This is a genomic window from Massilia sp. 2TAF26 (genome assembly GCF_052115005.1).
Lineage (GTDB): Bacteria > Pseudomonadota > Gammaproteobacteria > Burkholderiales > Burkholderiaceae_D > Telluria.
The window spans coordinates 257,266-276,218 of sequence record NZ_JBFRFV010000005.1 but is presented as its reverse complement, the minus strand read 5'-3'; the positions used below and the strand labels follow the sequence as shown (position 1 = coordinate 276,218).

Here is an 18,953-nt window from a genome sequence, read left to right as displayed (position 1 = left end):
GACTTACGTGCGAACCGGATTTATCGCGCCGCATCGTCATGAATCCACGAATTAGCCTAGAATGGCAGTTCTTTTTAGCCGGTATCGCCGGAAGTTGGGAGTCTTACATGATGATCAAACCGCATTCTGCGAAGAGCATCGTCGCCGCTTTCATGACCACCCTGGCGCTGGCCGCCTGCGGCGGCGGCGGCTCGGGCAACGGCGGCGCGAACGGCGCAAACGGCTCGTCGGGCGGCACGTCGACCGGGTTTTCGGGACAGGACGCCTCGGCGCCGATCCTGACGAACAACGTGGCGACCGATGGCTTCAACTGGATCAACTACCGGCGCACGCAGGCGGGCGTCGGTGCGCTGGCGCGTAACAACATGCTGGACCGGGCGGCCCAGGCCCACTCGGACTACCAGCGCATCAACAATGCGGTGACCCACACCGAGGAGTCCAACAAGGCCGGCTTCACCGGCGCCACGGTGGAAGACCGCGTGCAGGCCGCCGGCTACAAGCTGGTACGCAGCTACGCCACCGGCGAGATCATCGCCGCCACCACCAACAACACCGGCTTCTACCTGGCCGAGGAACTGGTCACGGCGATCTACCACCGCTTCGTGATGTTCGAACCCCTGTTCAAGGACATGGGCAGCGGCTCGGCCACGGCGTCGAACAACTATATCTATTTCACCACCAACCTCGGGGCCACCGGCGGCTACAGCCCGGGCCTGCCCAGCCATACCATCGTCACCTGGCCCTTCGACGGCCAGACCGGGGTGCAGCGCAACTTCCTGAGCGACTACGAGGAGCCGGACCCGGTCCCCGACGTCAATGAGGTCGGCTACCCGATCAGCGTGCATGCGAACCTGACCGAGACCATCGCCGTGCAGAGCTTCACGGTGCGTCCGCGCGGCGGCGCCAACCTGAGCACCCGCCTGCTGGTGAAGGGCCAGGACGCGAACACCACCATGTCCTCGGTGGCGGCCATCATTCCGCTGTCTCCGCTGACTGCCGGCACGACCTATGACGTCAGCTTCAGCGGCACCTTGAGCGGCACGGCGGTCAGCAAGACCTGGTCGTTCACGACCAAGTAAGCGGCGGACATGACGCTGCCGGATCACTATCCCTCCTCTCCCGCCATCCACCACGTGAACGGCGTCGCCCGCCTGATGGGCGACGCCGCCCTGTTCGCGCGCGTGCTGGCGCGCTTCCGCAAGGAGTACCGGAATATGACGGTCGTCATCCGTGGCGCCATCGAAGCCGGCAACGTGCAGCTGGCGCAACGCCTGGCCCACACGCTCAAGGGCGCAGCCGGGATGATCGAAGCGCTGCCCCTGCAGGCGCAAGCGCAGGCGCTGGAGCAGGCGCTGCGCCAGGGCGCCGATCCCGCCCTGCCCCTGGCGCGGCTGGTGCTCGCGCTCGATGAGGTGATGCGCGAACTGGATGCGCTGGAAGGCGCCCCGTCCGGGCCGGCCGCGCTGCAGGACGCGCTGCCGGGAGAGAAAAGCGGCGAGGCCGCGGCGACGTTGCGCGCCCTGCTCGAAGACGGCAACGGCGACGCGATCGACCTGGTGCGGGAGGCCGCGGCAAGCTTGACGAGGGAATTAGGAGAGGATCGCTACCGCCGGGTCGCGGCAGCGATCGAGGTGTTCGACTTCGAAGGCGCGCTGGCCAGGCTCAGCGCGTGAATTCGGCTTCTTCGTCGAAGGAGTCGGAACAGGATTTTCCGCAGAAGCGGCGCACGCTGTCCAAAGGTTTTTCGCAGTACCAGCACGAGCCTTTCGGCGGCAGGCTGAGACGCGCCGGCACCGGCGCTGCGCCGGTGTCGATCGATGCGGCGACGAGCGGCTCGACGGCCAGGCTCTTCTCCGGAAAACCTTCCTGTATCGTTCCCAAGGTCACCCCCTTACCGGCAGCAATTCAGTATCGCAAAGATTACTTTAGTGGAACACCGTGTGCATGAGAAAGCGCAAGCGCGGCTTGTCCATTGCATGCTGATGCGCACCCGAAGCCGTTCCAGTGTGCGCCGATTGCGCTACCTCCGCAATGGCGTGCTGACGACAGTCTTGATGTCGCAACAGTTACGGCACTCCCCGATTCATCGAAGCGAACGATGCCGGACTTCTAGCTGCGAGAAATAATAGCAGTATTGGCAACAGGCGCACGGAGCCTTTCAATCGTGCGCGGCCCGCGTCTCGGATTTGCGACGGGGTAAGTCAGCGCACCGGTTCGACGGTCACGACCAGCGCGCCGGGGATGGTATCGAGGCGGGTCGGCACGAACTGGACGCCGGCATAGCGCAGGTCTTCCGTGCGGAAGCTGTAGATGGCGACGTCACGCACCAGCTGGTTCATGAGCACATCGGCGGCGCGTCCGAGATCGTTGGCGCGGACGCTGTCCATGCCCTGGACGTCGAAGCGGTCGACGTGGGCGTCGGCCATGAACACGCCGCTGCGCGCGGCATCCACGTAGAGGTGGCCGGACAGGGTCATGATGCCGGCCCATGACTGGCGCAGGAAAGGCGGCGATACCGACAGGTCCAGGGTCAGCGCCACACGGTCGCTGTCGGGCAGGATGTCCAGCCGCGGATGGGTGAGCTGGACGTCGAATAGTTGGAGCAGGCGGTTACGCAGCGGGAAGCGCCGCTCCAGGCCGGCCTGCAGCTTCGCCTGCGGGATCTCGACGCGGCGCGGTCCGGCGAGGCCGGCGCAGGAAGCCAGCATCCCGCCTGCCGCCAGTGCCGCCACCGTCAAACCGAAACGCCGCCGCGTGATCCCCTTTTCCATGCCCGCCTCGCCCTTCAACTGTTCAGATGGGCGAAGCGTAGCATATTCGGCTTACAGCCCCATTCCGCCCGACGCTTCGATGCGCTGGCCGGTGATCCAGGCGCTGCCCCCGGCCAGCAGGCTGGCGGCGGCGCCGCCGATATCGTCGGCCAGGCCGGCGCGGCCCAGCGCCGTCTGCGAAGCCACCCAGGCGTTCATGTTCGCATCGTCGCGCACCCGGCCGCCGCCGAAATCGGTGGCGATGGCGCCCGGCGCCAGCGTGTTCACCGAGATGCCGCGTCCGGCCAGCTCGCGCGCCAGGTAGCGGGTCAGGACCTCGACGCCGCCCTTGGCCGCGGCATAGGCGCCGGCGCCGGCCAAGGTGAAGCGGGTCAGGCCGCTGGAGATGTTCAGGATGCGGCCGCCGTCGTTCAGGCGCGGCGCCAGGGCCTGGGTCAGGAACACGGCCGATTTCAGGTGGACCGCGATCATGCCGTCGAACTGCGCCTCCGTCAGTTCCATCAGCGGCACGTGCAGGCCGCTGCCGGCATTGTTGATGAGGATGTCGAAGCGCTCGCGGCCCCAGCCGGCCAGCACCGCGTCCACCTGGCCGGCGAAGCCCGGGAAGGCGCCGCTGTCCGCCACGTCCAGCTTCAGGGCGGCCGCCTTGCGGCCCAGCGCCTCGATCGCCGCCACGGCGTCCTGCGCGGCCGCTTCGTTCTGCTGGTAGGTCAGGATGATGTCGACGCCGTCGCGCGCCAGGTGCAGGGCCATGCTGCGGCCGAGGCCACGGCTGCCGCCGGTGATGATGGCGATACGGGAGGTGTTCTGGATAGTCATGTCGGGCTCCTTTGCTTCGTTTCGTGGTTTCGTGAGAGGAGTCCAGTGTATTCTTCGTCCATACTGTAATAAACGCACGAAATCCGAATTGACTTTGCAAGATTTACGAAGAATCATGGATGCATGAACGAACTCGATACGATCCAGGTCTTCCTGAAGGTGGCGGAACTCGAGAGCTTCAGCGGCGCCGCCCGCCAGCTCGGCCTGCCGAATGCGACGGTGTCCGCGGCCGTGCGCCAGCTCGAGCAGCAGCTGGGCACGCGCCTGCTGCAGCGGACCACGCGCCGGGTCCAGATGACGCAGGAGGGCGAAGCCTTCCACGCGCGCAGCCGCGAAGTGCTGAACGAAGTCGAGGCGCTGCGCGGCATGTTCCGCGGCGGCGCCGATGTGCTCACCGGCCGCCTGCGGGTCGACATGTCGGTGATGATGGCCACCAAGCTGGTGCTGCCGCGCATGAAAGAATTCATGGCCCGGCATCCGCAGCTGACGATCGACCTCGGCACCGCCGACCGCCGCGTCGACCTGATCCGCGAAGGCTACGATTGCGTGCTGCGCGCCGGCACCCTGCTCGATTCCAGCCTGGTGGCGCGCCCGCTGGGCAGCTACCGGCAGGTCAACTGCGCCAGCCCGGCCTACCTGGAACGGTACGGCACCCCGCAGCGTCTCGAAGACCTGGCCCGGCATCGCCTGATCCACTACGACGCCCAGCTGGGCGGCAGCGCCCCGGCCTGGGAATGGTTCGACGGCGAGCGTACGCATTACGCGCCGGTGGGCAGCGCGCTGACGGTGAACGGCACCGCCTCCTACGAAGCCGCCTGCGTGGCCGGGCTCGGGATCATCCAGGTGCCGCAGGCCGGCCTGCGCGAGCAATTCAGCGCCGGCCGGCTGGTCGAGGTGCTGCCGGACTACCGGCCGGCACCGATGCCGCTGGCTTTCGTGTATCCGACCCGGCGCCACGTGCCGGCGCGGGCGGTGGCCTTCATGGACTGGGTGGCGGAGCTGATGGCGCCCTATCTGGATTCGGGCGAGTAGTAATAAGGCGTCTTCCGCGCCCACTCCGTGCCCGGATAGCGCTTTTGCAGCAGGTTGAAGGCCTTGCGCGACAGCTGCGATGCGCCCGGGTCGAGGCAGCCGCCGCGCGTGGACATCACCACGACGTGCAGCAGCCAGGGCAGCTCCGGATCCTTCGGGTGGCTGTCCAGCCAGGCCAGCACATCGTCGCCGACAGTGCCGGTGGCGGTTTTCATCGGCGCCAGGCGGGCCAGCTCGTCGCGCACGGCATCGGCATTGCCGGTGGCCGGCATGACGGGCAGGCGCCAGGCGAAGCGGTCCTCGCCGATTTGCGCAAAGTCGGTCCCGCGGAAGTAGCACCAGTTGGAGGCAGTGACCTCGTCCTCGTTCATGCGCGCAACCGGCTGGAGCGCCATGTCCAGCTGCGCGGACAGGCCGAAGCGCAGGGCCGCCACCAGCGCAATATGGCGCCGTTCAGCGCTCGACCCTGCGCGGCTGTAACGCTGTGCCGGCGCCTCCAGTTCGGGTACCAGCTGCGCGAGCACGGCAGCGGCAGCGGCACCCTGCTCCGGCTTGTCGAGCAGGGAAGCGCGGATCCATGCGGCGCCGGCGGCGCGGGCGCGCAGGGGCTTGGGCAAGCTGTCGACACGCGCCAGCTCGACCATGCCCGCCACCGGCAGGCCGACCTTGAACCACAGCAGGCCGTCGTCGTTGATCATGTCCTCCTTCTGCGCGGGATTGCCCTTGCGGTAATCGACGTTGGTGCGCAACAGCCAGGCAGCGGCGTCCGGCACCGAAGTGGCGACGGCAAAGCGCTCCTCACGGAACAGGTTGCGCGTGCCCGGCGACAGCGTGCGCCGCAGGGCCGCCTCGCTCACGGCGCGCGCTTCCTGCTGCCGGCCCGCCAGGCGGTACAGGCGTGCCAGGTGGTAGCGCAGGGTCAGCCCGGACGGATCATCGACGCCGACCGCCAGCGCCGCACGCTCCATCTCCGGCGGCATGTTTGATGCCAGCATCATCGCCGCTACCAGCCAGGTATTCGCCCTGGTCTGCTGCCAGCGCTGCAGCGCATGCGTGGCCTGGGTGGCGCAGGAAGGCTCCTTGCGCTGCCGGTCGCAGCCTTGCAGGGTCTCGATCCAGTCGATGAAGTCGTACTGCTTGCCCGCCTGCGGCCTGGCGCCATCCATCAGGATCGTCCAGTCGCCCAGCCGGTCCAGCGCGAACGGGTCGGCTGCCGGATCGTCCAGGTAGCGGTTCAGCTCTTCCAGGCGGATCTCGGGCGTGAGGTTCACACGCATCGAACGCAGCAGCGCCCGGGTGGGTTCATGCATGGGTGCGAGCGAGGCGTCGGCCAGGATGACTGCACCGCGCTGCTCGAGCGCGCGCGCCTCCCTGTCGCGCGGGGCCAGTTCGTGTTCCTTGACGGCCAGCGCGCGCCGGATGTCCGAGCGCAGCGCCAGGTATTGGCCCAGGCCCTGCATCGGATGGCCGCGCGTGGCGCCGATGCGCTCGAACTGCACCGTGCTCTCCGCATAACGCTGCAGGTAGAAGTTCCAGGCGGCGCGCTGGTAGTCGCGCAGCTGGCGCCAGAATGCCGGCTCGGATTCCGGCAGCGGCGCCGGCAGCACCAGCTGCGGCGGCTTCTGGTTGCCATAACGGTAGCGCGCATCCTCCGCTTCGGCACAGGCTTCGGCAACCTGGTACTGGGCGCGCACCCAGGCGGCGCGCCTTTCCTTGTTCGCGTCCGGGCGTGCCGCCAGCATGCGCCAGGTCAGTCTGGCCTGCTCGTTCGCGGCCGCCGGGCAGGCGTCGTATTTGTAGAGCGCCCTATCGTTTTCAGCGACCTGCAGGATCTCCGCGAGAATGGCCAGGGGTCCCTGCAGCGGCGACTTTCTCGCGTCTTCCATTTCGGTCGCGGTGGCATCGGCCCAGCCGTGATCGAAGGCCGAACCGTCGGCGCGCGCCAGGCCGCCAGCGGTGCCCGGCGCTGCGGCCACCTTCGGCCCGAGCGAGATCGCGCGCCACGCCGTGTACAGGTAGACGCGGCGCATGCCCGGCTGCAGGACGCCGAGCTCCCCTGCCTGGAAACGCTCGAGCGGAATGTCCGGCGCGCGGTAGGCCTTGAACATGCTGTAGCTGGGACCGTAGTCGCCGCTGGCGCCGGCATCCACGGTCACCGATAATGCGGCGGCAAGCATGGCGGCGATCATGGCAGCCCTCGGAAAACGCTTCATTCGGAATCTCTCCATCCTTTTTCATCGAACCAGTAAGTGCGCCTGTAGCGCGCCGCCACCGCGGGCGCGAACGGCTCCTGCCGCGAAAAGCCGGCACTGCCCGTGCGGCAGAGGGGATGCAGCAGCTGCGGCCGGGACCCCACGATATCGCGCAGCGCCGCATTGTCGCGGCCCATTCGGAAGAACATCGGCACCACCTCGTCGGCCTTGAGCCCGTCCAGCCAGGACGGCGAGCGGCACCACCAGCCGAGCGCCGTGACGCTCAGGCGTACGCCATGCGGCAGGGAGTCGTGGATGCTGTTCACCAGGGCGCGATAGTCGGCGCGCTGCGAAGGACGGGCCTCGAGGTCCAGCTGGACCCAGCCAGAGGTGGTCGCGCGCGCCGCCTTGCGCATGGCCTCGATCACAACGGCGCGCGCCGGCTGCAGGCTGGCGGGCGGCCGCAGCGCATCGATCTCAACGTGCACCACCGGGACGACCCTGGTGTCCTCCGTCAGCCGCCGTGGCCGGGCGCCGGGACGCACCAGCACCTTGTCGCCGGCCAGCCAGATGTGGCGGTCGACCACGGCGACGGTCGGCCGCGACCAGGCCGGCACCGGCGCGTCGCGCCACAGCCAGGCGACGGCATCCGCGCCGGGTGCGGGCGGCAGGTCGGCGGACAGGGGCGGCATCGAATTACTTGCCGATGCAGAAGCGGCTGAAAATCACCCCCAGCAGATCATCCGGCGTGAACTGCCCGGTAATGCTGGACAGCTGATCCTGCGCCAGCCTCAGCTCCTCGGCAAACAGGTCGAGCGACTGGTCGTCCAGCGCCGCGTGCGCCGCCGCCACATCGAGGTGCTCGCGCGCCGCGCGAAGGGCGATCAGGTGACGTTCGCGCGCCAGGTAGAGCGATTCGCCGGTCTGCTGCCAGCCGGCGATGCGCAGCAGTTCCGCGCGCAGGAGCTCGATGCCGATCTTCTCGTGGGCCGACAGGTAGATGTGGGTCGCGTCCGCGCCCGCGTCCACCGAGGGTTTGTGGCCCGACAGGTCGATCTTGTTCCAGATGCGGATGACCGGCACGCCTTCCGGGAAGGCGGCGACGATCTCCTCGTCGGCTTTGGCCGGACCCAGGTTCGCGTCCAGCAGGTGCAGGATCACGTCGGCCTTGCCGACTTCTCCCCAGGTGCGCTCGATGCCGATGCGCTCGACCACGTCGATGCCCTCGTCCAGCGCGCGGATGCCGGCCGTGTCGATGATGTTCAGCGGGATGCCCTCGACCTGGATGGTCTCGCTGACCTTGTCGCGCGTGGTACCGGCGATCGGGGTGACGATGGCGACGTCGGCGCCGGCCAGCGCGTTCAGCAGCGAGGATTTACCCACATTCGGCTGGCCGACCAGCACCACGTTCAGGCCTTCGCGCAGCAGCGCACCTTGCGCGGCCTGGCGGAACACGTGTTCCAGCGCGTCGATGATGCCGGCCAGCTGGCCGCGCGCATTGGATTTCTCGAGGAAGTCGATCTCCTCCTCCGGGAAGTCGAGCGTGGCCTCGACCAGCATGCGCAGGTTGATGGTCTTGTCGACCAGCTCGTGCACGACTTTCGAGAAGGCGCCGGACAGCGATTGCGAGGCCGACTTGGCGGCGGCTTCCGTCGAGGCGTCGATCAGGTCGGCGACGGCCTCGGCCTGGGCCAGGTCGAGCTTGTCGTTCAGGAAGGCGCGGCGCGTGAATTCGCCCGGTTCGGCCAGGCGCAGGCCGACGTCCGCGCCGGCTTCCAGCACGCGCGCCAGCAGCATGCGCAGCACCACCGGACCGCCGTGGCCCTGCAGTTCCAGCACGTCCTCGCCCGTATAGGAGTGAGGGCCCTTGAAGTACAGGGCCAGGCCTTCGTCGATGACGCTACCCGCGGCGTCCTTGAACGGGATGTAGGTGGCGTGGCGTGGCGCCAGCGTCAAGCCGGGGAACAGGGCGTCGATCAGCGGCGCCAGCGACTTGCCGGAGGCGCGCACGACGCCGATGCCGCCGCGGCCGGGGGCGGTGGCGATGGCGGCTATTGGGGAGGTGTCGAGTTTCATAGAGGAGGATTGTACCTACCATCGTCATTCCCGCGCAGGCGGGGACGACGGTGGCGAAAAAAAAGCCCGTGCGAACACGGGCTTTCCGATCAAAGCATCACAGACTTACTTCGCCGGCGCATACTTCTTGGTGATCACATACTGCTGCGCCATCGAGATCAGGTTGTTCACCACCCAGTACAGAACCAGGCCCGACGGGAAGAAGATGAAGATGACCGAGAACGCCAGCGGCATGAACATCATCATCTTGGCCTGCATCGGATCGGCCGGCTGCGGGTTCAGGCGGGTCGTCACGAACATCGAGATCGCGTACAGGATCGGCAGCACGTAGAACGGGTCCGGGGCGGTCAGGTCGTGAATCCACAGGATCCACGGCGCGCCGCGCATTTCGACCGCGGCCTGCAGGGTCCAGTACAGGGCCAGGAACACCGGCATCTGGATCAGGATCGGCAGGCAGCCGCCCAGCGGGTTGATCTTCTCGGTCTTGTACAGCTCCATGGTGGCCTGCTGCATCTTGACCGGATCGTTTTTATGACGCTCGCGGATCGCCTGCATCTTCGGCGTCACGGTCTTCATCTTGGCCATGCTGCGATAGCCGGCTGCGGACAGCGGGAAGAACAGCAGCTTGATCAGGATGGTGAAGGCGACGATGGTCCAGCCCCAGTTGCCGATCATCTGATGCAGCTGGTCCATGGTCCAGAAAATCGGCTTGGCGATGATGGTCGCCCAGCCGTAGTCACGCACCAGCTCCAGGCCCGGGGTGACCTTCTCCAGCACTTTCTCTTCCTGCGGACCCGAGTACAGGCGGGCCTCGTCGGACACGGTCGCGCCCGGCGCCACGGTGCCCAGCGGGATCACGGTGCCGATGGCGAACAGGTTGTTACCCAGGCTCTTCGTGTAGATGTCGCGCTGGACCTTCTCCGGCGGGATGAAGGCCGAGACGAAGAAGTGCTGCGAGATCGCGATCCAGCCGTCGGTGGCCTTGGTCGCGTGCTCGGCGTTGCCCTTGGCGATCTTCTCGAAGGTCAGCTTCTGGTACTTGTCCTGCGAGGTGTACAGGGTCGGACCGGTGTAGCTGCTGTTGAAGTAGGTGTCGCCTTCCGGCTTGCTGCCGTCGTGCTGCAGCTGCAGGTAGAGCGACGGCGATACCGGCACGGTGCCGATATTGGTCACGTCATGGCGCACGCCGATCACGTAGTCGCCGCGGCGGAAGGTGAAGGTCTTGGTCAGGCGCACACCGCCCTGCTCCGCTTCCAGGACTAATTGAGTCTGGTTGCCGTTATCGAGCGTAACCAGCGGCTTGGCCACGAACGGGGTGTTGTGGTTCGGCAGGACGCCGGTCGCGGCCGGGGTCAGGCCAGTCTGCGCCAGGTAGAGGCGGCCCTTGGCCGGATCGACGTGGAACAGCAGCTGGTTCCTGGTGTTGTCGACCTTGTCGCGGAACTTCAGCAGCTCCAGGCGGCGGATCACGCCACCGGCGGTGTCGATGTCGGCCTTGTAGACGTCGGTCGTGATCGTGATGATCTTGGTCTGGATCGGTGCCGGTGCGGCGGCGGCGCCTTCGGCCGGAACCGGGCTTGCTCCGGACTCGGGCACGGATGCGGGCGTGGCGGCCTGGGCCGGCAGATCGTTCACTTTCGGCTGGGTAGCGGGCGCGGTCGCGACCTTGGCAGGCGGCGCCGGCGAGAACATCGACTGCTTGCCGTTGGCCACCATCCAGTCGTTCCAGAGGACGACCAGCGAGACGGCGAACACGATCCACAGGATGGTACGTTTATTGATTTCCATTGGGTCTTATTCAGGAATGGTTGCAACCGCAAGCGGTTGGTGGGGATGGCACCGGATCGACACCGCCCGCGTTCCAGGGATGGCAGCGGCAGACGCGGCGCAAGGCCAGCCAGCCGCCACGGGCGGCGCCATGCGTGCGCACCGCTTCGATCGCGTAATTGGAACAGGTCGGATAAAAACGGCAGCTCGGCCCGAACATCGGAGACACCAGTAACTGGTAACCGCGCAACAGCCGGACGAGCAGCCAGTTCATGATGGCTGTCGTCCCGAGCTGTCCGGCGCAGGCGCCGGCGCCGGCTTGCGCGGCCTTGGCGCCTGTGACGCGAACAGGCGCGCCAGCTCGGTGCGCAGCAGCGTCTTCAGGGCCGCGGTCGTGGCCGGGCCGTCCTTGGCGTTGACCGGCCGCGCGAGACGCACGATGCAGTCGATGCCAGGGAGCGGCGTGGTGCGGAACAGTTCGCGCGTGATGCGCTTGATGGTGTTACGCGTGACCGCGCGCGGAGCGAAACGTTTGGCCGCGACGACGCCCAGCCGTGCGTGCGGCAGGTCATTCGGTCGGGTATAGAGCACGAAATGCGCGGTTTTTTGTACCGGGCGCAAACGAAAAACGGATGAAAACTCATCCGTTTTTACGATACGCCGAACGCGCGCGAAGTCGTGCGAACCTTCGCCTGTCATTACTTGAAGCGCGGTCGACAGGAGCGTCTGTTGGCTTAGACAGCCAGACGCTTGCGGCCCTTGGCGCGGCGTGCGTTCAGGACCAGACGGCCACCACGGGTAGCCATACGTGCGCGGAAGCCGTGCGTGCGCTTGCGACGAACGACGGAAGGTTGGTAAGTACGTTTCATGGTGGTCTCGCTTAAAGCAAAAAGAATGCAAAAAATCGGAGCCGGCTTCTCGTGAGCCGGCAATACGCCGATGACATTTCGCAGTTGTTAAGCCAGCGTCACGCCTCAGCAAAGCTTGTTCGCCCATGTGCTGAGTGCCTGAGTCGGCAATGCGTGTGGGCGGGGAACCCTGAATTAGACAGCATTTTCAGTCGAGCTGTCAAGGAAGCTGTTGCATTGCAGCGCCGCCGAGGGCGCAGGAAAAACGGTTGCGCATGTGCATCACGCTGTTGAGATTCGGTGGAAAAAACCTGCCGCGCCTGTGGATAACTTTCGAGAAGACAGTTAAAATAGAGTGTTACGCTTTAACTTGGTCGATGTATGGAAAACTTTTGGCAAGCCTGTTCTACGCAGTTGGAACTCGAGCTGACGCCGCAGCAATATACCGCGTGGATCAAACCACTTGTCGCCCTCGACTATGAGGACGGTAAGCTGCGCATTGCGGCGCCCAACCGCTTCAAGCTCGACTGGGTAAAATCGCAGTTCGCCAATCGCATTACCGCCCTCGCCTCCGAGTTCTGGGAGCGTCCGGTTGACGTGCAGTTCGTGCTCGACCCGCGGAACCTGCCGAAAAAGCCGGCCCCGACCACGTCCACCGGCAGCCAGGGCAACGGCGCCGGCCTCAGTGGGATCAACGGTGGCAGCGGCGCGCTGGGCATCAATGCCGCCGCCGACAACACCGTGCCGGCCACCCCGGTGGTCACGCCGGACAACGTCATCGCCAACAACCCGCGCCGCGAGCAGAGCCGCGTCAATCCCGAGCTCACCTTCGAGAACTTCGTGACCGGTAAGGCCAACCAGCTGGCGCGCGCCGCCGCGATCCAGGTCGCGAACAATCCGGGCGTCTCCTACAACCCGCTGTTCTTCTACGGCGGCGTCGGCCTCGGTAAGACCCACCTGATCCACGCGATCGGCAACCAGGTGATGGCGGATCAGCCGGGTGCGCGCATCCGCTACATCCACGCCGAGCAGTACGTGCGCGACGTCGTCACCGCCTACCAGCGCAAGGGCTTCGACGACTTCAAGCATTACTACCACTCGCTTGACATGCTGCTGATCGACGATATTCAGTTCTTCGGCGGCAAGAGCCGCACGCAGGAAGAGTTCTTCTACGCCTTCGAAGCGCTGATCGCCGCCAAGAAGCAGATCATCATCACCTCGGATACCTATCCGAAAGAGATCACCGGCATGGACGACCGCCTGATCTCGCGCTTCGACTCCGGCCTGACGGTCGCGATCGAACCGCCGGAACTCGAGATGCGGGTGGCGATCCTGATGAAGAAGGCGGAATCGGAAGGCGTGGTGCTGAACGACGACGTCGCCTTCTTCGTGGCCAAGCACCTGCGCTCCAACGTGCGCGAGCTGGAAGGCGCGCTGCGCAAGATCCTTGCCTACTCGCGTTTCCACGGCAAAGAGATCACCATCGATGTGGTGAAGGAAGCCCTGAAGGATCTGCTGTCGGTACAGAACCGCCAGATTTCGGTGGAAAACATCCAGAAGACCGTGGCCGACTTCTTCAACATCAAGGTCGCGGACATGTATTCGAAGCGCCGCCCGGCGAACATCGCCCGTCCGCGCCAGATCGCGATGTACCTGGCGAAGGAACTGACCCAGAAGAGCCTGCCGGAAATCGGCGAGCTGTTCGGCGGCCGCGACCATACGACGGTGCTGCACGCCGTGCGCAAGATCGCCCAGGACCGGCAGAAAAATGCCGAATGCAACCATGAACTGCACGTGCTGGAGCAGACACTGAAGGGCTGATGCACGGCGGGTAAAACCCTCTCGCCGTCAGGGATGTGCCGGGAGGGTTTTTCCTTAGTGATTTCTGGCAAAATATTGCGCAGACAACATTTTTACCTTATAAAAACCGAGGGATATTTATGCAACTGGTCAAAACCACCCGAGACACGCTTCTCCGGCCACTGCAGATCGTGAGTGGTATTGTCGAGCGTCGGCACACCATGCCGATTCTGGCCAATATCCTCATCCGCAAGAATGGCGAGAGCGTTTCTTTCCTGTCGACCGACACCGAGGTGCAGATCACGACCCTGGCCAATATCGGCTCGGGCCCTGAAGAAACCGGCACCACCGTCGCGGCCCGCAAGCTGCTCGACATCCTGCGCGCCCTGCCGGAATCGGGCGACGTGACGATGACCCTGCTGAACAAGCGCCTGACCGTGCAGAGCGGCAAGTCGCGCTTTGCCCTGCAGACCCTGGCGGCCGAGGAATTCCCGACCGTCTCCGTGGCCGACACCTACAACGCCTCCGTCACCCTGCCGCAGAAGACGCTGAAGCACCTGTTCAACATGGTGCACTTCGCGATGGCCCAGCAGGACATCCGCTACTACCTGAACGGCCTGCTGCTGGTGCTGGACGGCCACAACGTGATCGCGGTCGCGACCGACGGCCACCGCCTCGCCTTCGCCCAGGTGGAAGCCGAGCAGTCCTTCGAGCGCCAGGAAGTCATCATCCCGCGCAAGACCATCATCGAACTGCAGCGCCTGCTGGAAGAAAGCGACGAGACCGTCCGCCTGGACATCGCCGCCTCGCAGGTGAAACTGACCTTCGCCGACATCGAACTGGTATCGAAGTTGGTCGAGGGCAAGTTCCCTGACTACACCCGCGTGATCCCGAAGGGTTACAAGAACGACTTCACGATCAGCCGCGACGAACTGCTGCGCTCGTTGCAGCGCGCCGCGATCATGACCAGCGACAAGTTCAAGGGCGTGCGCTGCCTGATCGCCCCGGGCTCGATGAAGATCAGCTCGACCAACGCCGACCAGGAAGAGGCGGTGGAAGAACTGGAAATCGACTACGGCGGCGATTCGATCGACATCGGTTTCAACGTGACCTACCTGCTGGACGTGCTGAACAACCTGAAGTGCGACCAGGTGAACATCTCGCTGGGCGATTCGAATTCGTCGGCGCTGATGTCGATTCCTGAAAATGGCGACTTCAAGTACGTCGTCATGCCGATGCGTATTTAATTAGGGCAAAGCGCCCATATATTCGTCTATTGTGGCTACGTCGTTCCCGCGAAAGCGGGAACCCATGCTGAGCTGAACAACACCAGCATCGCACGCCTTCCCCATAGACGATTGAGACAGCAAGCCAAAAGCCAGCCGTCTGATTTACACGTTATTTGAGAAAGCAGTCATGTCCGAGAACACTCAAGCAGTTTTGGAATCCTCTCCTGCCAAGGCGGAAGAGTACGGCGCCTCGTCGATTCAGATCCTCGAAGGCCTGGAGGCCGTGCGAAAGCGTCCGGGCATGTACATCGGCGACACGTCGGACGGCACCGGCCTGCACCACCTGGTGTTCGAGGTGCTGGACAACTCGATCGACGAAGCCCTCGCCGGCTACTGCACCGAGATCCACGTCACGATCCACTCCGACAACTCGATCTCGATCACCGACAACGGCCGCGGCATCCCGACCGGTGTCAAGATGGACGACAAGCACGAGCCAAAGCGCTCGGCAACCGAGATCGCCCTGACGGAACTGCACGCCGGCGGCAAGTTCAACCAGAACTCGTACAAGGTTTCCGGCGGCCTGCACGGCGTCGGCGTCTCCTGCGTGAACGCGCTGTCGAAGTTGCTGCGCGTGACCGTTCGCCAAAAAGGCAAAGTGCACCAGCTCGAGTTCTCGCGCGGCGTTCCGATGGACCGCATCATCGAAGTCGTCGACGGCGTGGAAGTGTCCCCGATGAAGATCATCGGCGACACCGACAAGCGCGGCACCGAGGTCCACTTCTGGGCCGACGAGGAAATCTTCACCCACGTCGAGTTCCACTACGAGATCCTGAGCAAGCGCATCCGCGAACTCTCCTTCCTGAACAACGGCGTCAACATCAAGCTGACCGACCAGCGCAACGGCAAGGAAGAAATCTTCGCCTTCGAAGGCGGCACCCGCGGCTTCGTGGAGTACATCAACAAGGCCAAGAGCGTCCTCCACCCGACCGTGTTCCAGGCCACCGGCGACCGCCTGTCGGACCAGGGCACCAATATCTCGGTGGATGTGTCCATGCAGTGGAACGACTCGTACAACGAGCAGGTGCTGTGCTTCACCAACAACATTCCGCAGCGCGACGGCGGCACCCACCTGACCGGCCTGCGCGCGGCGATGACCCGCGTGATCAACAAGTACATCGACGAGAACGAATTCGCCAAGAAGGCGAAGGTCGAGATCTCGGGCGACGACATGCGCGAAGGCCTGACCTGCGTGCTGTCCGTGAAGGTGCCGGAGCCGAAGTTCTCGTCGCAGACCAAGGACAAACTCGTGTCGTCGGAAGTGCGCGGCCCGGTCGAAGAGATCGTGGCGAAGACGCTCACCGACTTCCTGAACGAAAAGCCGAACGACGCCAAGATCATCTGCGGCAAGATCGTCGAAGCCGCGCGCGCGCGTGAAGCCGCCCGCAAGGCACGCGACCTGACCCGCCGCAAAGGCGTGATGGATGGGCTGGGCTTGTCGTCCAAACTGGCCGACTGCCAGGAACGCGACCCGGCGCTGGCCGAACTGTACATCGTCGAGGGTGACTCCGCAGGCGGTTCGGCCAAGCAGGGCCGCGACCGTAAATTCCAGGCCATCCTGCCGCTGCGCGGCAAGGTGCTGAACGTGGAAAAGGCGCGCTTCGAGAAGATGCTGTCGTCGGAGCAGATCACGACCCTGATCGCGACCCTCGGCACCTCGATCGGCCCGGACGAGTTCAACGTCGACAAGCTGCGCTACCACCGCATCATCATCATGACCGACGCGGACGTCGACGGCGCCCACATCCGCACCCTGCTGCTGACGCTGTTCTACCGCCAGATGCCGCAACTGGTCGAACGCGGCCACATCTACATCGCCCAGCCGCCGCTGTACAAGGTGAAGGCCGGCCGCGACGAGCGCTACCTGAAGGACGACGTCGAGGAAGCGAGCTACATGATGCGCGTGGCCCTGAACGGCGCCGCCCTGCTGCCGAAGGACGGCGCGGAACCGATCACCGACGGCGCCCTGGGCGACCTGGTCGAGAAGTACAACAAGGCCAACGCCATCATGATGCGCCTGACGCGCGTGATCGACCGCGCCGCGCTGTCCGCCATCATGACCGGCGTGACCCTCGACCTGTCGAGCCAGGAAGCCGCCGAGAAATCGGCCCAGGCCCTGGCCGACGCGGTCAAGGACCCGAGCGTGAAGGTTGGCGTGCGCTCCGACGCACTGTCGGACAAGCACGCACTGCGCATCGAGCGCATCCACCACGGCAACGTGCAGGTGACCTCGATCGACGCCGACTTCGTGGCCGGCGCCGACTACGCGACCCTGGCCAGCTCGGCCGCCACCTTCCAGGGCCTGATGGGCGACGGCGCCATCATCCGCCGCGGCGAAGGCGAGAAGATGAAGGAATTCGCCGTGCGCGACTTCCAGCAGGCCATGGAATGGCTGCGCGAGGAAGCCGAGCGTGGCGTGTCCAAGCAGCGCTATAAGGGTCTGGGCGAGATGAATCCGGAGCAGCTGTGGGAAACCACCATGGATCCGACCGTGCGCCGCCTGCTGAAGGTGCAGATCGAGGATGCGATTGCTGCGGACCAGATCTTTACCACCTTGATGGGTGATGAGGTCGAGCCGCGTCGTCACTTTATTGAGTCGAATGCGCTGCAGGCGGGGAATATCGACGTTTGATCCTGTGATCGCTGCACTGCTTAGCAAAAAGCCAGCCTCCCGGGGCTGGCTTTTTCATTTGCGCCGAACCGGCGCCTCAGCCACTTCGATAGACGCTTCGAACTGATTCAGAATCTGCATGATCGTCGAATTGGCCGCGTATTTGCGCTTCAACTGCGCAAGCTCCTTGTCCGTTCCCATGCAGGGCTTGAGGATCCGGCTATCGGCATCCTTGATGCGCCGGACCTGGTCGCAGCTTTCACGGCGGTCCATGAAGCGCTGCACGTCGCGCGGAAGATAATCCTGGGCCAGCACAGGAAATGCCTGCATCGCCAGGACAAGACAAATCAGGAATCGCTGCATTATTCACGCTCCATCGTTCCAAAGCCGGGCACAGGCAGCAATTGAAATACGGGACGGGAATGGACGTGTTGAAATTGCTCAGTCCGGGGAAGTAGCTTCATCCATGGCGGCCAGGCGGGCGCATTCCATGAGATTCAATTCGATGAATTCATCCCAGCCGACCAGGTGGACATAATGGGCGTCGTAATAACGATCGACGCGGCAAACCAGCGGGCGCTCCGCATAGATCGCGCAGGACCTGCCCGCTTCGTCGAAATGCCTGCACGTGCCGTCGCCGCGGTCGAGGAAACGCGTTTCCTCCGCAAGGCCGACATGCCTGCAGCATGCCCCGCACCCGGTGCAAGGAAAGGTGCGGCGCGGAGCGACGACATCGTGCATGGACATCGTCAGGCAGCCAGTGCGGCGATTTCCTCGGTACGCTTTTCGGTCGACAGCACCAGGGCGCCATTCTCGTCGAGGATAGGCGTATCGATCATTGCCTTGACCAGCTGGGCGAACTTCACCGAGCGGAACACGACTTCGCGCTCCTCGTCCGAATATCTGGCGTAATTGACGCCGCTGGCTTCCACGGTGCTCGTCAGGTCGCTCACGGCACGGCGCAGCTTCGAGCTGACTTTCGAGAAGGTAGTGTTGGCGAGCGAAGACACGCGCTGGATGGCTTCGAGCTTCGAACACATGAGTTCGGCTTCTTTCTTGATCGTACGGGCCTGTTCCAGGTTGCTGTAGGCATTGTTCAGCGCCTCTTCGCCCTTGTTGCCGACGATGTGACCGAAGATGGCCAGGGCCGGGCCGGCTACGATGCCGCCCAATACCATCGTGCCGAGCGCGATGCCGCCACCGCCCGCGGCGAGGGAACCGCCGCCGATCCAGGCCAGGGTCGCGTTGGTTGCCGCCGCGCCGCTCAGGGTCGAGATGGCGGTGCCGGTGCTGGCCGTGGCCAGCAGCATCGTGCCGTTATAGGCGCCGAACGCCAGCGCCGCGCCGCCGCCCAGCCCCGAACCCAGGCCGAGGCCCGAGCTCTTGAGCAGCGCATAGTCGTCGCGCAGCGCCTGCAGCGTGATCTTCGAAAAATCGCCCAGGTTCAGCTTGTCCAGCTCGGGCGTGTGGACGGCCTTCACGTTCTTCAGCTTGCCGAAGGTGTCGACGAAATCGGCGATGACCCCATTGAAGGCGCGCAGCTTGCGGGTGCCGTAGTCCTCGAGGACCGTATTCGTCGCCTTGCGCTGCTCTTCGACGCTGCGGTTGGCGCCGTCGACCAGCGATTGGGCGGTGGTATTGATGTCTTTCGCATTGCTGTGATCGATGGCGCCGCTGGCGCCTTTGACGACGCCGTACAGGGCGGTGGCGCCCGCAATCGCGCCGAGAATGATGGGAACGGCCATGGT

At 64.9% G+C, this 18,953-nt stretch carries 19 protein-coding genes; 6 read left to right on the top strand and 13 right to left on the bottom strand.

Annotated features, from left to right (window positions below; translation table 11 throughout):
- Positions 1–107: 107 nt before the first annotated feature.
- On the top strand, positions 108–1,079 hold the full coding sequence (locus AB4Z32_RS07840; RefSeq protein ID WP_442121273.1) for a CAP domain-containing protein: 972 nt from the start codon (positions 108–110) through the stop codon (positions 1,077–1,079).
- Positions 1,080–1,088: 9 nt separating this feature from the next.
- Positions 1,089–1,673, top strand: a complete 585-nt coding sequence (locus tag AB4Z32_RS07835) for an Hpt domain-containing protein (protein ID WP_442121272.1) — start codon at positions 1,089–1,091, stop codon at positions 1,671–1,673.
- Here the strand turns inward: AB4Z32_RS07835 and AB4Z32_RS07830 are convergent.
- The 3 genes from AB4Z32_RS07830 to AB4Z32_RS07820 form a co-directional block, all read right to left on the bottom strand.
- Complete coding sequence (locus AB4Z32_RS07830) at positions 1,663–1,881, bottom strand: hypothetical protein (protein WP_442121271.1); 219 nt, start codon at positions 1,879–1,881, stop codon at positions 1,663–1,665. The genes AB4Z32_RS07835 and AB4Z32_RS07830 overlap by 11 nt on opposite strands.
- 320 nt (positions 1,882–2,201) lie before the next feature.
- Positions 2,202–2,771, bottom strand: coding sequence for a DUF1439 domain-containing protein (locus AB4Z32_RS07825; protein ID WP_442121270.1), 570 nt, complete (start codon positions 2,769–2,771; stop codon positions 2,202–2,204).
- A gap of 51 nt (positions 2,772–2,822) precedes the next feature.
- Complete coding sequence (locus AB4Z32_RS07820; RefSeq protein WP_442121269.1) at positions 2,823–3,590, bottom strand: SDR family NAD(P)-dependent oxidoreductase; 768 nt, start codon at positions 3,588–3,590, stop codon at positions 2,823–2,825.
- A 123-nt stretch (positions 3,591–3,713) separates the two neighbouring features.
- Here AB4Z32_RS07820 and AB4Z32_RS07815 point away from each other — a divergent pair, with 123 nt between their 5' ends.
- A complete protein-coding gene (locus AB4Z32_RS07815) occupies positions 3,714–4,622 on the top strand; it encodes a LysR substrate-binding domain-containing protein (RefSeq protein ID WP_442121268.1) in 909 nt (302 codons plus the stop codon).
- Here AB4Z32_RS07815 and AB4Z32_RS07810 read toward each other — a convergent pair.
- The 7 genes from AB4Z32_RS07810 to rpmH all read right to left on the bottom strand — a co-directional run bounded on the left by AB4Z32_RS07810 (position 4,601) and on the right by rpmH (position 11,526).
- The gene (locus tag AB4Z32_RS07810) at positions 4,601–6,835 is read right to left on the bottom strand and encodes a hypothetical protein (RefSeq protein WP_442121267.1); all 2,235 of its coding nucleotides are present in this window, start codon (positions 6,833–6,835) and stop codon (positions 4,601–4,603) included. The two genes, AB4Z32_RS07815 and AB4Z32_RS07810, sit on opposite strands and share 22 nt — an antisense overlap.
- On the bottom strand, positions 6,832–7,506 hold the full coding sequence (locus AB4Z32_RS07805) for a hypothetical protein (protein WP_442121266.1): 675 nt from the start codon (positions 7,504–7,506) through the stop codon (positions 6,832–6,834). The genes AB4Z32_RS07810 and AB4Z32_RS07805 overlap by 4 nt, the downstream gene beginning before the upstream one ends.
- 4 nt (positions 7,507–7,510) lie before the next feature.
- A complete protein-coding gene (gene mnmE, locus AB4Z32_RS07800; RefSeq protein ID WP_442121265.1) occupies positions 7,511–8,890 on the bottom strand; it encodes a tRNA uridine-5-carboxymethylaminomethyl(34) synthesis GTPase MnmE in 1,380 nt (459 codons plus the stop codon).
- A 105-nt stretch (positions 8,891–8,995) separates the two neighbouring features.
- Complete coding sequence (yidC, locus tag AB4Z32_RS07795; RefSeq protein WP_442121264.1) at positions 8,996–10,678, bottom strand: membrane protein insertase YidC; 1,683 nt, start codon at positions 10,676–10,678, stop codon at positions 8,996–8,998.
- Between the two features lie 10 nt (positions 10,679–10,688).
- Positions 10,689–10,931 carry a membrane protein insertion efficiency factor YidD gene (yidD, locus tag AB4Z32_RS07790; protein WP_442121263.1) on the bottom strand — a complete coding sequence of 81 codons (243 nt, stop codon included), beginning with the start codon at positions 10,929–10,931 and terminating at the stop codon, positions 10,689–10,691.
- A complete protein-coding gene (gene rnpA / locus AB4Z32_RS07785; RefSeq protein WP_442121262.1) occupies positions 10,928–11,356 on the bottom strand; it encodes a ribonuclease P protein component in 429 nt (142 codons plus the stop codon). The genes yidD and rnpA overlap by 4 nt, the downstream gene beginning before the upstream one ends.
- A gap of 35 nt (positions 11,357–11,391) precedes the next feature.
- On the bottom strand, positions 11,392–11,526 hold the full coding sequence (gene rpmH / locus AB4Z32_RS07780; protein WP_075796440.1) for a 50S ribosomal protein L34: 135 nt from the start codon (positions 11,524–11,526) through the stop codon (positions 11,392–11,394).
- A gap of 360 nt (positions 11,527–11,886) precedes the next feature.
- Here rpmH and dnaA point away from each other — a divergent pair, with 360 nt between their 5' ends.
- The 3 genes from dnaA (at position 11,887) to gyrB (ending at position 17,226) form a co-directional block, all read left to right on the top strand.
- Positions 11,887–13,326: a chromosomal replication initiator protein DnaA gene (gene dnaA / locus AB4Z32_RS07775; protein ID WP_442121261.1), complete on the top strand. Its 1,440-nt coding sequence runs from the start codon at positions 11,887–11,889 to the stop codon at positions 13,324–13,326.
- Between the two features lie 119 nt (positions 13,327–13,445).
- Complete coding sequence (gene dnaN / locus AB4Z32_RS07770; RefSeq protein ID WP_442121260.1) at positions 13,446–14,552, top strand: DNA polymerase III subunit beta; 1,107 nt, start codon at positions 13,446–13,448, stop codon at positions 14,550–14,552.
- Positions 14,553–14,721: 169 nt separating this feature from the next.
- The gene (gene gyrB, locus AB4Z32_RS07765) at positions 14,722–17,226 is read left to right on the top strand and encodes a DNA topoisomerase (ATP-hydrolyzing) subunit B (protein WP_442121259.1); all 2,505 of its coding nucleotides are present in this window, start codon (positions 14,722–14,724) and stop codon (positions 17,224–17,226) included.
- A gap of 54 nt (positions 17,227–17,280) precedes the next feature.
- On the opposite strand, the gene AB4Z32_RS07760 is transcribed toward gyrB, so the two are convergent.
- The 3 genes from AB4Z32_RS07760 to AB4Z32_RS07750 form a co-directional block, all read right to left on the bottom strand.
- Positions 17,281–17,568, bottom strand: coding sequence for a hypothetical protein (locus AB4Z32_RS07760; protein ID WP_442121258.1), 288 nt, complete (start codon positions 17,566–17,568; stop codon positions 17,281–17,283).
- A gap of 78 nt (positions 17,569–17,646) precedes the next feature.
- The gene (locus tag AB4Z32_RS07755; RefSeq protein ID WP_442121257.1) at positions 17,647–17,946 is read right to left on the bottom strand and encodes a YkgJ family cysteine cluster protein; all 300 of its coding nucleotides are present in this window, start codon (positions 17,944–17,946) and stop codon (positions 17,647–17,649) included.
- Positions 17,947–17,954: 8 nt separating this feature from the next.
- Positions 17,955–18,950 (bottom strand): hypothetical protein, encoded by a 996-nt coding sequence (locus tag AB4Z32_RS07750; RefSeq protein WP_442121256.1) that lies wholly within the window; start codon positions 18,948–18,950, stop codon positions 17,955–17,957.
- Positions 18,951–18,953 lie beyond the last annotated feature (3 nt).

Bases quoted from the DNA above. Each gene is read 5' to 3' on its own strand.
- AB4Z32_RS07840 (WP_442121273.1), top strand. From the start codon at position 108: ATGATGATCAAACCGCATTCTGCGAAGAGCATCGTCGCCGCTTTCATG.
- AB4Z32_RS07835 (WP_442121272.1), top strand. From the start codon at position 1,089: ATGACGCTGCCGGATCACTATCCCTCCTCTCCCGCCATCCACCACGTG.
- AB4Z32_RS07825 (WP_442121270.1), bottom strand. From the start codon at position 2,771: ATGGAAAAGGGGATCACGCGGCGGCGTTTCGGTTTGACGGTGGCGGCA.
- AB4Z32_RS07820 (WP_442121269.1), bottom strand. From the start codon at position 3,590: ATGACTATCCAGAACACCTCCCGTATCGCCATCATCACCGGCGGCAGC.
- AB4Z32_RS07815 (WP_442121268.1), top strand. From the start codon at position 3,714: ATGAACGAACTCGATACGATCCAGGTCTTCCTGAAGGTGGCGGAACTC.
- AB4Z32_RS07810 (WP_442121267.1), bottom strand. From the start codon at position 6,835: ATGAAGCGTTTTCCGAGGGCTGCCATGATCGCCGCCATGCTTGCCGCC.
- AB4Z32_RS07805 (WP_442121266.1), bottom strand. From the start codon at position 7,506: ATGCCGCCCCTGTCCGCCGACCTGCCGCCCGCACCCGGCGCGGATGCC.
- mnmE (WP_442121265.1), bottom strand. From the start codon at position 8,890: ATGAAACTCGACACCTCCCCAATAGCCGCCATCGCCACCGCCCCCGGC.
- yidC (WP_442121264.1), bottom strand. From the start codon at position 10,678: ATGGAAATCAATAAACGTACCATCCTGTGGATCGTGTTCGCCGTCTCG.
- yidD (WP_442121263.1), bottom strand. From the start codon at position 10,931: ATGAACTGGCTGCTCGTCCGGCTGTTGCGCGGTTACCAGTTACTGGTG.
- rnpA (WP_442121262.1), bottom strand. From the start codon at position 11,356: ATGACAGGCGAAGGTTCGCACGACTTCGCGCGCGTTCGGCGTATCGTA.
- rpmH (WP_075796440.1), bottom strand. From the start codon at position 11,526: ATGAAACGTACTTACCAACCTTCCGTCGTTCGTCGCAAGCGCACGCAC.
- dnaA (WP_442121261.1), top strand. From the start codon at position 11,887: ATGGAAAACTTTTGGCAAGCCTGTTCTACGCAGTTGGAACTCGAGCTG.
- dnaN (WP_442121260.1), top strand. From the start codon at position 13,446: ATGCAACTGGTCAAAACCACCCGAGACACGCTTCTCCGGCCACTGCAG.
- gyrB (WP_442121259.1), top strand. From the start codon at position 14,722: ATGTCCGAGAACACTCAAGCAGTTTTGGAATCCTCTCCTGCCAAGGCG.
- AB4Z32_RS07760 (WP_442121258.1), bottom strand. From the start codon at position 17,568: ATGCAGCGATTCCTGATTTGTCTTGTCCTGGCGATGCAGGCATTTCCT.
- AB4Z32_RS07755 (WP_442121257.1), bottom strand. From the start codon at position 17,946: ATGCACGATGTCGTCGCTCCGCGCCGCACCTTTCCTTGCACCGGGTGC.
- AB4Z32_RS07750 (WP_442121256.1), bottom strand. From the start codon at position 18,950: ATGGCCGTTCCCATCATTCTCGGCGCGATTGCGGGCGCCACCGCCCTG.